Source organism: Erythrobacter aureus (genome assembly GCF_003355455.1).
Classification (GTDB): domain Bacteria; phylum Pseudomonadota; class Alphaproteobacteria; order Sphingomonadales; family Sphingomonadaceae; genus Qipengyuania; species Qipengyuania aurea.
In genome coordinates, this window is the sequence record NZ_CP031357.1 from 1,960,752 (window position 1) to 1,973,843 (window position 13,092).

11 protein-coding genes and 2 pseudogenes are annotated in these 13,092 nt (G+C 61.9%); 7 read left to right on the plus strand and 6 right to left on the minus strand.

The window, feature by feature from the left end; all coding sequences use genetic code 11:
* Window positions 1–59: 59 nt before the first annotated feature.
* Complete coding sequence (locus DVR09_RS09590; RefSeq protein WP_115416726.1) at window positions 60–818, minus strand: class I SAM-dependent methyltransferase; 759 nt, start codon at window positions 816–818, stop codon at window positions 60–62.
* Window positions 819–873: 55 nt separating this feature from the next.
* Between DVR09_RS09590 and DVR09_RS09595 the strand changes: the two genes are divergently transcribed.
* The 4 genes from DVR09_RS09595 (at window position 874) to DVR09_RS09610 (ending at window position 4,720) form a co-directional block, all read left to right on the plus strand.
* Window positions 874–1,626 (plus strand): ComF family protein, encoded by a 753-nt coding sequence (locus tag DVR09_RS09595; RefSeq protein ID WP_115416727.1) that lies wholly within the window; start codon window positions 874–876, stop codon window positions 1,624–1,626.
* A 410-nt stretch (window positions 1,627–2,036) separates the two neighbouring features.
* Window positions 2,037–2,369, plus strand: coding sequence for a phosphoribosyl-AMP cyclohydrolase (gene hisI / locus DVR09_RS09600; RefSeq protein WP_435867815.1), 333 nt, complete (start codon window positions 2,037–2,039; stop codon window positions 2,367–2,369).
* A gap of 32 nt (window positions 2,370–2,401) precedes the next feature.
* A complete protein-coding gene (locus DVR09_RS09605) occupies window positions 2,402–2,860 on the plus strand; it encodes a MerR family transcriptional regulator (protein WP_115416729.1) in 459 nt (152 codons plus the stop codon).
* A 54-nt stretch (window positions 2,861–2,914) separates the two neighbouring features.
* A complete protein-coding gene (locus tag DVR09_RS09610) occupies window positions 2,915–4,720 on the plus strand; it encodes an acyl-CoA dehydrogenase C-terminal domain-containing protein (RefSeq protein ID WP_115416730.1) in 1,806 nt (601 codons plus the stop codon).
* 336 nt (window positions 4,721–5,056) lie between these two features.
* Here DVR09_RS09610 and cysK read toward each other — a convergent pair.
* From cysK to tyrS, 4 genes and pseudogenes are all read right to left on the minus strand, one after another.
* Window positions 5,057–5,973, minus strand: a pseudogene (gene cysK / locus DVR09_RS09615) (cysteine synthase A).
* A 13-nt stretch (window positions 5,974–5,986) separates the two neighbouring features.
* The gene (locus DVR09_RS09620; RefSeq protein WP_115416731.1) at window positions 5,987–7,279 is read right to left on the minus strand and encodes an MFS transporter; all 1,293 of its coding nucleotides are present in this window, start codon (window positions 7,277–7,279) and stop codon (window positions 5,987–5,989) included.
* Between the two features lie 74 nt (window positions 7,280–7,353).
* Window positions 7,354–7,692, minus strand: coding sequence for a PilZ domain-containing protein (locus DVR09_RS09625; protein WP_115416732.1), 339 nt, complete (start codon window positions 7,690–7,692; stop codon window positions 7,354–7,356).
* Window positions 7,693–7,805: 113 nt separating this feature from the next.
* Window positions 7,806–9,035, minus strand: a complete 1,230-nt coding sequence (gene tyrS, locus DVR09_RS09630) for a tyrosine--tRNA ligase (RefSeq protein WP_115416733.1) — start codon at window positions 9,033–9,035, stop codon at window positions 7,806–7,808.
* 62 nt (window positions 9,036–9,097) lie between these two features.
* On the opposite strand from tyrS, the gene DVR09_RS09635 reads away from it, so the two are divergent.
* From DVR09_RS09635 to DVR09_RS09645, 3 genes and pseudogenes are all read left to right on the plus strand, one after another.
* Complete coding sequence (locus tag DVR09_RS09635; protein ID WP_115416734.1) at window positions 9,098–9,625, plus strand: DOMON-like domain-containing protein; 528 nt, start codon at window positions 9,098–9,100, stop codon at window positions 9,623–9,625.
* Window positions 9,622–10,811, plus strand: a pseudogene (locus tag DVR09_RS09640) (exo-beta-N-acetylmuramidase NamZ family protein). Before DVR09_RS09635 ends, DVR09_RS09640 begins: the two are co-directional and overlap by 4 nt.
* Window positions 10,812–10,975: 164 nt before the next feature.
* Window positions 10,976–12,262, plus strand: a complete 1,287-nt coding sequence (locus tag DVR09_RS09645; protein WP_115416735.1) for a spinster family MFS transporter — start codon at window positions 10,976–10,978, stop codon at window positions 12,260–12,262.
* On the opposite strand, the gene DVR09_RS09650 is transcribed toward DVR09_RS09645, so the two are convergent.
* Window positions 12,259–13,092 carry a DUF817 domain-containing protein gene (locus tag DVR09_RS09650; RefSeq protein ID WP_115416736.1) on the minus strand — a complete coding sequence of 278 codons (834 nt, stop codon included), beginning with the start codon at window positions 13,090–13,092 and terminating at the stop codon, window positions 12,259–12,261. The genes DVR09_RS09645 and DVR09_RS09650 overlap by 4 nt on opposite strands.

Genomic DNA, 13,092 nt, shown 5'->3' on the forward strand with positions numbered 1-13,092 from the left:
GAAGCCGGGGTCTCAGCCCGAAATGCGGAGCTGTTGTGGGCTGTGAAAATAGAAAGAAGTTAATTTTTCCATCCGGTTAAGGTGAGTATCTCGAAAATTTCGAGAACCCGACCTTGATCGCTGGCAGTATCCAGAAACGCTGCCCCCGCACGCGCTTTCGCCGCTTTGTCGAGAGCAGGGGGCGGATTTGCCAAGGCGCTGCCCAGGCCTTGATCGCGCAGGTCCGATACCAGCCGGTCGAGCGAGCCGAAGGAGGCAGTGAGCGTGCGGCTGTCGACCACCTGCCGTTTGAACAGCGCGCGCTGCATCAGCGCGGAAGCCGCCTGATTGTCGACCAGCGGATGCATGCGGGCCGCGGGCCTGTCCGGCTCGGCGGCCAGCATGGCGCGGCGCAGATTGACGAGGCTTCCCGCGCCAAGGAAACTGGCGATCATCATCCCGCCCTCCGCCAGCGCATTGCGCAGGTGGAGCAGCGCGCCGGGAAGATCGTTCACCCGGTCGAGCGAGCACAGGCTGACGATGAGGTCGTAGGACTCGCTCTCGACCGGATGTTCTTCGTCGAGCGTGGCGACGTCATGTTCGGTTACATCCGATCCGCCGCCGCGCAGCGAAAGGGCCAGCGTACCGGTCCAGTCGCCGATAACCAGAACGCGCGTCGGCGACATACGGATGAATTCGAGCCGGTCGAGCACGTCCTCCACCATGTCGTCGAGGATGTAGCGCGCCGCATCGCGCTTGGCCTGCCTCACGCGGGCGCGGCGCAATCCGGCGATCCTTCGGCGGCGTGAGAAAATCTGCGGAGGTACCTGGCTTGCCATCGGGCCACGCCCTGCCGCGCTTGCCAGCCTCGCGCAAGCGGGGCAGCATGCGAATGTGTCGACAAGCCGCCTCCTCGCCGCCAGCTTCGCGCCGCTGCTCGATTTCGTCTATCCGCCCCGCTGCCCTGCCTGTGGCAGTGCGGTCGGCGAGCAGGGGGGGCTGTGTTTCGAATGCTGGGACGAACTGGTCATCCCGTCCGATCCCTGCTGCGAAAGCTGTCAAAGGCCGTTCGGCGATCGCGGCCCCGGCGAAGGCGCGACCTGTGCGGTCTGTCTTGCCCATCCGCCCGTGCATGACGGGATCGCGGCGGCCACGCTCTACACCGAGGTATCGCGCAAGCTGGTGCTGGCCCTCAAGCATGGCCGCCGGATCGCACTCGCACCGATGCTGGCCAGGCTTATCGCCGCGCGACTGCCAGAACCGGATGACAGCCGGGTGATCGTGCCCGTGCCCCTGCACCGTCGCCGGTTGTGGCAGCGCGGCTACAATCAGGCGGTCTTGCTCGGTCGGCAACTGGAAAAAGCCGGGCACGGAACCATGCAGGTCGACGCTCTGCTCCGCACGAAGCCGACACCGAGCCTGGGCGGGCTCGGGCGCAAGGCGCGGGCAAGGGCGCTGTCTGGGGCGATCGGGGTCAATCCCAGGCGCAGGATGGCGATCGCTGGCCGCGATATCCTGCTGGTCGACGATGTGCTCACCAGCGGGGCGACCAGCACGGCCTGCGTCAAGGCGCTCAAGCGAGCCGGCGCCCGGCGGGTGACGATCGCCTGTTTCTCGCGAGTACTCGACGAAGCGCTTGCGAACTAAGATTGCGCGGGAAGTAACCGGCAAACGAAACGCCCGGAACCTTGCGATCCCGGGCGCCACGTGACGAATATTACCGGACCTACCTTGCGGCGGCGGTGCAGCCCCCCAGCATGCACCTCGGTCCATCCCTCATCGTTGTCGGATGCGCCACGTACACCCTCGTTCGCGGCAGCGGATCCATTGACCCCCTGAACCTGGCGCTCTGCGACGCCGCTGCTCCGGTGGGCAGGCCTCACTTGCCTGCGAGGCCGTTTGTTCCTCAAAAAAGGCCTTCATCAAACAGTCATCTACCGATGTTCCCAATTTTGGGTCGACTTTGTGGTTATAATGCAACAAACCCCTTGTTCGGGAACACATCGAAAGGCGCCTTGGTGAGCGAAGCGACCGAACGTGAAGCGGGCAGAACCTTTATGCCCAAATTCGACGAGAAGGGGCTGTTGAGCGCGGTCGTCGTCCATCATGAAACGCGCGAGGTGTTGATGGTCGCTTTCATGGATGCCGAGGCTCTGGAGGCCACGCAAGCAACGGGCTTCGCGCATTTCCATTCTCGTTCGCGCGGTAGGCTGTGGAAGAAGGGCGAGACATCCGGAGATGTTCTCGAAGTGCGCGAAATCCTGGTCGATTGCGATCAGGACGCGCTTGTCATGGCGTGCGAGCCGGCAGGCCCGACTTGCCACACCGGAGCGCGCAGTTGTTTCTATCGGCGTCTCGACAAGGGTGTTCTCGAACCCGTCAAGACTTGACGCTTACGTAAACGTGCGATTATGGAAGGGGCATGACACAGCCGCTTCCCAAGGATGTTCCTTCCGAAACGGGCGACCGGCGTCATGCCGGTGCCCATATCGAACGGCCGGACGAACTCGGTCGCGAGCAATATTCGATCTCGGACCTTACCAGCGAATTCGACTGCACGGCACGAGCCTTGCGCTTTTACGAAGACGAGGGCCTGATCGCGCCGTCGCGGGTCGGCCTGACGCGTATCTATTCCAAACGCGACCGCGCACGGCTTGCATGGATTATGCGCGCCAAGAATGTCGGTTTTTCGTTGACCGAGATTCGCGAGATGATCGATCTTTACGATCTCGGCGATGGTCGCGTGGAGCAGCGTCGCGTCACGATTGAAAAGTGCAAGGCGCATGTCGCCAAGCTCAAGGAACAGCGGGACGATATCGACAGTTCGATCAGTGAACTCACCGAGTTCATCGAACACATCGAAACTCTCGATTTCGACTGATCCCGCCTGCAAGATTTTCACCTAGACTCCCCAAAAAAATCCAAGGACACGCCGATGCCCATCTATTCAGCGCCCACCCGCGATACCCGCTTCGTCGTCAACGAACTGCTCGATCTCGCCGGCTATGGAAATCTGCCGGGTTTCGAGATGGTCAGCCCCGATGTGACCGACGCGGTCCTGAATGAAGGCGGCAAGTTCTGCGCGGAGGTTCTTGCTCCGCTCAATCAGTCGGGCGATCAGGAGGGATGCGTCCGGCATGACGATGGGTCGGTCACCACCCCAAAAGGCTTCAAGGAAGCATTCGACAAGTTTCGCGAGGCGGGCTGGGGAACACTGTCGCAGCCGGAAGAATTCGGCGGGCAGGGCATGCCGCACGTGCTGGGTTTCGTGCTGGAAGAATTCATTTCCAGCGCCAACCAGGCTTTCGGCATGTATCCGGGCCTTACGAACGGCGCGGTCTCGGCCCTCATCGCCAAGGGATCGCAGGAGCAGAAGGATAAATACCTCCCGAAGATGATCTCCAATGAATGGACCGGCACCATGAATCTGACCGAGCCGCATTGCGGCACGGATCTGGGTATGATCCGGACCAAGGCCGAACCGCAGAGCGACGGCAGCTATTCGATAACCGGCACCAAGATCTTCATCTCGGCCGGCGAGCACGACATGAGTGAGAATATCATCCACCTCGTGCTGGCCAAGACACCCGGCGCGCCCGATAGCACCAAGGGCATCTCGCTCTTCGTCGTGCCGAAATTCCTCGTCAACGAAGATGGTTCGGTGGGCGAGCGCAACGGCGTGATATGCGGCTCGATCGAACACAAGATGGGCATCCACGCGAATTCGACCTGCGTGCTAAACTATGACGGGGCGAAAGGCTGGATGGTCGGCGAGGAGAATAAGGGGCTCGCCGCGATGTTCATTATGATGAATGCCGCGCGCCTCGGCGTCGGGATCCAGGGGCTGAGCCAGGCGGAAGTTGCGTACCAGAACGCGGTTGCCTATGCGCTCGACCGCCGCCAGGGCCGCGCCCTGACCGGCCCGGCCGAACCCGAAGCGCAGGCCGATCCCATCTTCGTCCACCCGGACGTGCGCCGTATGCTGATGGATGCGAAGGCCTTCACCGAAGGAATGCGTGCCCTGTGCCTGTGGGGCGCGTTGCAGGTCGACCTCACGCATAAGGCGCAAACCGAAGAGGAGCGCGCCGAAGCCGACCAGATGATCGGTCTGCTGACTCCGGTCATCAAGGGGTACGGCACCGACAAGGGCTACGAGGTAGCGACCAATATGCAGCAGGTCTTCGGCGGCCACGGCTACATTGAGGAATGGGGCATGAGCCAGTTCGTTCGCGACGCGCGCATCGCCCAGATCTACGAAGGCACCAATGGTGTGCAGGCTATGGACCTGTGCGGCCGCAAGCTCGCCAGCAAAGGTGGCGCAGCGATCCAGGCCTTCTTCAAGACGGTCGGTGACGAAATCGCGGCTGCCAAGGGTGACGAGAATCTCGGCGCGATGGCCGAGCAACTCGAAAAGGCGCTCGGACAGCAGCAGGCGGCGACGATGTGGTTCATGAACAATGCGATGCAGAACCCCAACCACCTCGGTGCAGGCGCGCATCACTACATGCATATCATGGGCATCGTAACTCTGGGCTGGATGTGGCTCCGTATGGCCAAGGTCGCGCAGGCCGCTTTGGCGGACGGCACCGAGGACAAGGCGTTCTACGAAGCCAAGCTCGCCACCGCGCGCTATTACATGGATCGCTTCCTGCCCGATGTCGGCGCGCTGCGCCGCAAGCTCGAGAGCGGTGCTGACAGCATGATGGCGTTGGGTGAAGACGCGTTCGCCACGGCTGCGTAGTCTTTCGTCGGCTTCAATATCGGATCGGCCCGGGCGGAGACGTCCGGGCTTTTTCGTTTCCGTCCAGGACCTCGCTGAAAAGGCTCCGCAGTTTGCGCATAGAGGCGAAGGCCTCATCGAAGTTGGAGGGAGCTTATGCTCGGTGGTAATTACTGGTCAGGACGGCAAAGCCCGCCTCGGCGAGTTGCCGAGCTCTCGCCTCGACCCCAGGGTCGAATTCATGAACATCGGATAGACCGCCACTGCCGCACGGGGCACTCTATCCGACGACGGGTGCGCGTGAAGGGCGGTCGGTTCGACCACTCCACCGCTTAAACCGGGCCTTCGCGAATTACGTCACTCCGGCAGGAAGTCCGGCACCGACAGATACCGCTCGCCGGTGTCGTAGTTGAAACCGAGCACGCGAGAACCGGCGGGTAGCTCGGTCAGTTTCTGCTTGATTGCGGCCAGCGTGGCACCGCTCGAAATGCCGACCAACAGGCCTTCCTTTACCGCGCATTGGCGGGCCATTTCCTTGGCCTCGGCGGCATCGACGGGGATTGCCCCTTCGATCGCGTCGGTATGGAGATTGCCGGGAATGAAGCCCGCGCCGATGCCCTGGATCGGGTGCGGGCCGGGCTGGCCGCCGCTGATGACCGGCGAGAGTTCCGGCTCGACGCCCCAGGCCTTCATGTTCGGCCAGCTTTCTTTCAACACTTCCGCACAGCCGGTCAGATGGCCGCCTGTACCGACGCCGGTGATCAGCGCGTCGATCGGCGTGTCGGCGAAGTCGTCTAGGATTTCCTTTGCAGTGGTCCGGGCGTGCACCTTCCAGTTGCTTTCATTGTCGAACTGACTGGGCATCCAGGCGCCTTCGGTCTTTTCGACGAGTTCCTGCGCGCGCTCGATCGCACCTTTCATGCCCTTTTCCTTGGGGGTCAGGTCGAAGGTCGCCCCGTAGGCCAGCATCAGGCGGCGGCGTTCCACGCTCATGCTTTCGGGCATGACCAGCACGAGCTTGTAGCCCTTGACCGCCGCGGTCATGGCGAGGCCAATGCCGGTATTGCCGCTGGTCGGCTCGATAATCGTGCCGCCTTCCCTGAGCTTGCCCGCCTGCTCGGCATCTTCGATCATGGCGAGGCCGATCCGGTCCTTGATGGAACCGCCCGGATTGGCGCGCTCGTTCTTCACCCAGACCTCGTGGTCAGGAAACAACCGCGACAGACGAATGTGGGGGTGTCGCCAATGGTGGCGAGGACGGAGTCGGCTTTCATGGCATCTGCTCCTTCAATTTCTCTTCGGGGGAGTGTCTAGCAATTCTTCTGGTGGGTCAAAGGTTCGCGTCGTGCGCAGAACCGGAAAAATGCGCGCCCAAATCGCAACGGTAACGATCGCTCCCGCGCCGCCGCCGACGACCGCCAGCACGGGGCCGACCAGGAAAGCGAGGCTGCCGGAAAAGAAATCGCCGAATTCGTTGGAGGCGCTGATCGTGAGCAGGCTGACGGAAGACACGCGGCCGCGCTTGTCATCGGGCGTGTGTAGCTGGATCAGCGATTGCCGGATATAGACGCTGAACATGTCCGCCGCCCCCACGATGAACAGCATGGCGAGGCTGAGCGGCATCAAGGTCGAAAGGCCGAAGACCACGGTGGCCAGTCCGAATATGGCAACAGCCCAGAGCATCTTCGGGCCGACATTGGTCTTGAGGGGACGGAAGCTGAACCACAATGCGGTGAGCGCGGCGCCAACGGCGGGCGCCATGGCGAGCTGGGCCAGGCCTGTCTCGCCGACCTCCAGAATGTCGCGCGCATAGACAGGGAACAGCGCGGTCGCCCCGGCAAGGAAAACGGCGAAGAGATCGAGCGTGATCGCACCCAGCACCATTTTGTTGCGCACGACATAGCGCAGCCCCTCTACCATCTGATGGATCGGGCGTTTGTTGGCTTCCCTCGGCGGCTGCTGGACTTTGCCGATAAAGGTCAGTGCAATCAGCGATAACACGAAGAGAACGCAGGCAGTCAGATAGGGAAGGGCGGGCAAGATCGCATAGGTGTATCCGCCGATCGCGGGGCCGACGATCATCCCGACTTGCCAGGCGATGCTGGACAGCGCGATCGCATTGGGCAGGATGGCTTTGGGCACGAGATTGGGCGCGAGAGCGGAGAGTGCCGGTCCGTTGAAGGCCCGGACTATACCCAGCACGATGGCAACCCCGAACAGGGCGAAAAGAGTGAGATTTCCGCTCCAGGTCAGCCAGGCAAGCGCTGCTGCGCATCCCAATTGCGCCAGCACTGTAAGTCGGGCGATATTGCGGCGGTCGAAATGGTCCGCGGCCCAGCCCGAAAATGGTGTGAGCAGGAACAGCGGCACGAATTGCAGCAGGCCAATGAGCGCGAGCTGGCCAGAGGCTTCGGCAACGCTCATCCCCCCATCGCGAGCGATATTGTACGTCTGCCATCCGATGATCAGCATCATCGCGTATTGCGCCAGAGTCATCGACAGGCGGCTGACCCAGTACGCTCTGAAATTGGCGATCCGCAGGGGCGATCGATCGGGGGTGGGGGTGGCGGTTTCGGTCACGCCGGACGCATGACAGGCCCGCCTTCACTTGTGAAGACGGGCCTGCTTGTCGTTCTAGTAGAAGGCGTTGCGGATCAGCGCAGCTTACGCAGGCGCGGATTGGGCTGCAGCGTGTCGATCATCGCCAGAAAATCGTCGACCCGAATGATGCGTTCGAACTGAAAGCCCGCCCGATTGTCGCGGGTCCAGATGCAATAGGCTTCGATGCGGCCGATCACCGGCAGGCGCACGATCACTCGTTCACCGCGCTCGATACCTTCCGCATTGTCGATCATGAAGCCGTTGGCGGAAATATTGGCGATATGAAGGCGCACATCGCCCTTGCCGAAATGTTCGGCGATGACCGGGTAATCGACCGGGTGACGCGTCATGCGCCGTTGGTCGGTAACGCTCAGTTGTGCTCCGGCACTCATGCGGGCGGCCCCTCTGCGATGAAACGATTGCCCGACTTTATGGGCGTAAAAGGCTGCCAATTGGTAAACCGGTCCAGCGGTTCATCCCTCACGGAGGAACGGTTCACCGACAATTAGCGGCGAATAATCGCGTGCTTCTTTTTACCCAGGCTGAGCTTGGATTCAGTGCCTTCATCGATCGCAACCAGAAAGCCCGGATCGGTCACCGGTTTTCCATCCAGTTTAACCGCGCCTTCGGCCAGCTTCCGCTTGGCCTCCCCGTTCGAGGCGGTGAAGCCAAGCGCAGTAAGCACCGCGCCGATCCGCATACCGTCATCGCCCACGTCGAGCGATGGAAGGTCGGCCCCGGCGCCGCCTCCGGCGAAAGTTTCGGCAGCGGTGCTCGCGGCCAGGACGGCGGCGTCCTCGCCGCGCACCAGCTTGGTTACCTCATTGGCGAGAACCGTTTTCGCTTCGTTGATCTGCGCACCCCCGAGCGATTCGAGACGCGCGATCTCTTCGAGCGGGAGATCGGTGAACAGGCGCAGGAAACGACCCACGTCGCGATCGTCGACATTGCGCCAGTACTGCCAGAAATCGTAGCTCGGCAACTGCGCTTCGTTCAGCCACACGGCCCCGGCGGCGGTCTTGCCCATCTTGGCGCCGTCGGCGGTGGTCAGAAGCGGGGTGGTCAACCCGAACAGCTCAGCGCCGTCCATCCGGCGGCCGAGTTCCATCCCGTTGACGATATTGCCCCACTGATCGCTGCCGCCCATTTGCAGACGTACGCCCATTTCCTGCGACAGGTACCGGAAATCGTAGCCTTGCAGGATCATGTAGTTGAATTCGAGAAAGGTCATCGGCTGTTCGCGTTCGAGCCGCAGGCGCACCGAATCGAACGTCAGCATACGATTGATCGTGAAATGCGTGCCGACCTTCTGCAGCATCTCGATATAGCCCAGCTTGCTGAGCCAATCCTGGTTATCGACCATGACCGCATCGGTCGGTCCGTCACCGAATTTCAGCAGCCTCTCGAAGACTGTGCGAATACCGGCGATATTGGCCGCGATCGCCTCGTCGGTCAGCATCTTGCGGCTTTCGTCGCGGCCCGTGGGGTCACCGATCCGCGTCGTCCCTCCGCCCATCAGAACGATGGGTTTGTGACCGGTCTGCTGCAACCGGCGCAGCATCATGATCTGGACCAGGCTGCCGATATGGAGCGAGGGCGCGGTCGCATCGAACCCGATATAGCCGGGCACGATCTTCTTTGAGGCAAGCGCATCGAGGCCTTCCGGATCGGTAATCTGGTGGATATAGCCACGCTCTTCGAGCAGGCGCAGGAGGTCGGACTGGTAGGTGCTCATGATGGACGGGCCGCTAGCATGGAGAACCGGGGTTGAGTAGTGTCTTGGGAAAGCGAGGCCTCGTGGCCCACCCTGACAGCGATGGAGGAGAGTTCTCCCTCGCCACCAAGCTAACGCGCTTCGGGGTCGATGTGCTCAAGTGCGAATTCATACTGCTTGGTCCGCTGGACCAGCTTGTCTTGCCGGATATCGATCTGCCGCAGCGGGAAGACGAGCTCTGGAAGACCACCTGCTTCGAACTGTTCCTGAAGTACCCGGAGAGCACCGCCTACCGGGAGTGGAACTTCGCGCCCACCGGCAAATACGCAAGCTATTGGTTCGAGGATTATCGTTCGGGCATGATGCCGATGCTCTACGATAGGATGGATATATGGCCCGAGCGGACCGGCAACGTCCGTTACCGCCTGAACGCCTATATCCAGTGCAGCGACATTCCGACGCTGCTGGAAGGGCAGGTGGGCCTCTCGACGATCCTCGAGCATCGCGACGGCAGCAAGAGCTATTGGGCGGTGTCACACCCCGAGGGGAAGCCCGATTTTCATCATAGCGATTGCTTTGGCACCAATCTCGGGGCACCGAGCCGAGCATGAAATTCGGTATCGATCGCCTCATCACGGAAGAGGACCTGCGCAAGCCGCTCGAAGGCAAGCGCGTAGCCTTGGTTGCCCATCCCGCCTCGGTCACCGCCAATCTGGATCATTCGCTCGATGCGCTGATCGAGCGCGGCGTAAAGGTGTCCTCCGCCTTCGGGCCGCAGCACGGGCTCAAGGGCGACAAGCAGGACAATATGGTCGAAACCGGGGACGAGACCGATCCGCGATACGGTATCCCCGTTTTCAGTCTCTACGGCGAAGTGCGGCGCCCGACCGGCCAGATGATGTCCAGCGCCGATATCTTCCTGTTCGACCTGCAGGACCTTGGCTGCCGCATCTACACCTTCGTTACGACGCTGCTCTACCTGCTGGAAGAAGCCGCCAAATCGGGCAAAAGCGTGTGGGTGCTCGACCGTCCCAACCCGGCCGGCGGGCCAGTGGAGGGAACTCTGCTCCTCCCGGGGCAGGAAAGCTTCGTCGGAGCCGGACCGATGGTCATGCGTCACGGCCTCACCATGGGGGAGATGGCGCGCTGGTTCGTCGATCATTTCAAGCTCGACGTCGACCTGCGCGTGATCGAGATGGAAAGCTGGAAACCGGGCAAGGCGCCGGGATATGGCTGGCCCGAAGATCGCATCTGGATCAATCCCAGCCCCAATGCCGCCAATCTCAACATGGCCCGTGCTTATGCGGGAACCGTCATGCTGGAAGGTACGACCCTGAGCGAAGGGCGGGGGACGACCCGACCGCTCGAAGTGCTGTTCGGCGCGCCGGACATCGATGCCAAGGCGGTGCTTGCGGAAATGCAGCGCATGGCTCCCGTATGGCTGCGCGGCTGTGCCTTGCGCGAATGCTGGTTCGAGCCGACTTTCCACAAACATGCCGGCACATTGTGTAACGGCTTGATGATTCATGCGGAAGGCAAGTTCTACGATCATCATGCTTTCCGGCCGTGGCGCTTGCAGGCGCTGGCATTCAAGGCGATCCGCTCTCTTTACCAGGATTATCCGATCTGGCGTGACTTCCCCTATGAATACGAGTTCGACCGGCTTGCCATCGATGTCATCAACGGGGGGCGAGCCTGCGCAAATGGGTCGACGACGCCGAAGCCATGCCCGACGATCTCGATGAACTCGCCGCAGCCGACGAGGCTGCCTGGCGCGAAGCGATCGCCCCCACCTGATCTATAGCTGATCGGGCAGCGCAGCCATGAAGAGCCGCCCCATATCGGTAAGGCGCTGACCGACCCGATCTTCGATTTTCGACGAACGGGCTTGACGAAATCGCCTTTGGCATGGAGCTTGTGCCCCAGCGACGGGCATACCCGCGCTTCGGGAGAGAGTCTTCATGGCCACTGCGGCAGCGCGCCAGACCGGCGGATCGGTCAGAGTCACCCTGTGGATTCTGCTGATCGTCTATATCTTCAATTTCATCGATCGGCAGATCGTCAACATTCTGGCCGAACCGATCCGGCTCGAACTCGGGCTGAGCGATACGCAGATCGGGCTGATGACAGGGCTGGCCTTCGCGCTGTTCTACACCATTCTGGGCCTGCCGATCGCGCGCTTTTCCGACCGTCCTACGACGCATCGGCCCAAATTGATCGCGGCGGCGCTCGCAACCTGGTCGGCGATGACCGCGCTATGCGGCATGGCGCAGAATTTCGTCCAACTGCTGCTCGCCCGCATCGGGGTAGGGATAGGGGAGGCCGGCTGCACACCGCCCGCGCATTCGCTCATCGCCGATATGGTCGAGCCGAAAAAGCGCAGCTCGGCTTTGGCCTTCTACGCCCTGGGCATACCTGTCGGCACTCTTTTGGGCATGATGATCGGCGGCCTGCTTGCCGATTTCGTGGGTTGGCGCAGGGCGTTTTTCATCGTCGGAGTGCCGGGTGTCCTGCTGGCGATCGTCGTCGCCTGGGTGCTCAAGGAGCCGCGGCGGCACCTGACGCAAGCACAAGCCGCATCGAACGCGCAGCAAACCATGCCGCTGGGGCAAGCGGTCCGGTCGGTCATGGGATCCAAGGCATTCGTACTGCTGCTGGTGGCGGGGTCGGCCGCAGCTTTCCTTGCTTACGGGAAGACCACCTGGACCACGATCTTCTTTCAGCGCACTCACGGGTTGACGCCGGGTGAAGTCGGCTTCTGGTTTGGCGTCGTCAATGGCGCCGCCGGTATCGCCGGGACATTTCTCGGAGGCTGGCTGGCGGATCGCTACGGCGCCGAAAATCGTCGGCACGTCCTCACGGCGCCAGCGGTGGGCATGGCGCTGGCAGTGCCGCTCGCATTCCTTGCTTATCGGGCGGACAACTGGCTCTTCGCTTTGACACTGCTGTTTCTGCCCACACTGTTCAACTCGCTCTATTACGGGCCGACCTATTCGGCGGCGCAGGGGCTGGTGCCATTGCGCGCACGGGCGATCGCGGCGGCGGTGCTATTGTTTTTCCAGAATCTGATCGGGTTGGGGCTGGGGCCGCTGTTCTTCGGCATGTTGTCGGACTGGTTGCGCCCGGAATTCGGCGAGGAGAGCGTACGTTACGTGCTTTACGGCGCGGCCTTCCTCGGTCTGCTTCCCGCCTTCTTCTTCTGGCGCTGTTCGCTGCGGCTGAATGAGGAGCTCGACCAGAAGGATTAACCGGGCTTTCGCACCGGCGAAACCAGTTCGACCAAGACGAAGCTGATCAGCATCAGCAGGAACCAACTGCCGAGCTTCGCCAGGCTGACCATTTCCCAGCCATCTTCCTGCCCAGGATAGGTCCAGGCCCGTGCGAAAGTGCCGATGTTCTCCGCGCCCCAGATGAACAGCGCGACCAGCAGGAAACCCAGCAATGGGGGCATCCAGCGATGGTCGCGCCAGTTGCGGAAATGGATACGCGTTCGCCAAAAAAGGAGGATCGTTACCGCAAACAGCAGCACGCGGATGTCGGGCAGCCAGTGGTGGGCGAAAAAGTTGACATAAATCGCGGCGGCCAGCAGCCATGTGGCCCAGCGCGCGGGATAGTTCGTGAAGCGGAAGTCGAAGATCCGCCAGACGCGCGCGATATAGCTCCCCACGGCGGCATACATGAAGCCCGAGAACAGCGGCACCGCGCCAATGTGGAGAACGCTTGGTTCGGGATAAATCCACGATCCGGCGGCGGTCTTGAACAGTTCCATCACCGTGCCGACGATATGGAAGATCAGGATGACCTTGGCCTCGGCCCAGGTTTCGAGCCGGAGGGCCAGCATCGCCGCCTGTATCGCGATCGCGGAAAGGGTGAGAAAGTCGTAGCGATGTAGCGCTGCGTTTTCCGGATATAGGAAATGCGTGGCCAGCAGGAGGGCCAGCATCAGCCCCCCGAACAGGCACGCCCAGCCCTGTTTGAAACCGAACAGCACGAACTCGTAGAGCCAGAGCCGCCAGCCCGTGCCCGGATCGAATCGTTCGAGGCGGAGGCGAACCGCCTCGAAGCGGCTGTGTCTCAA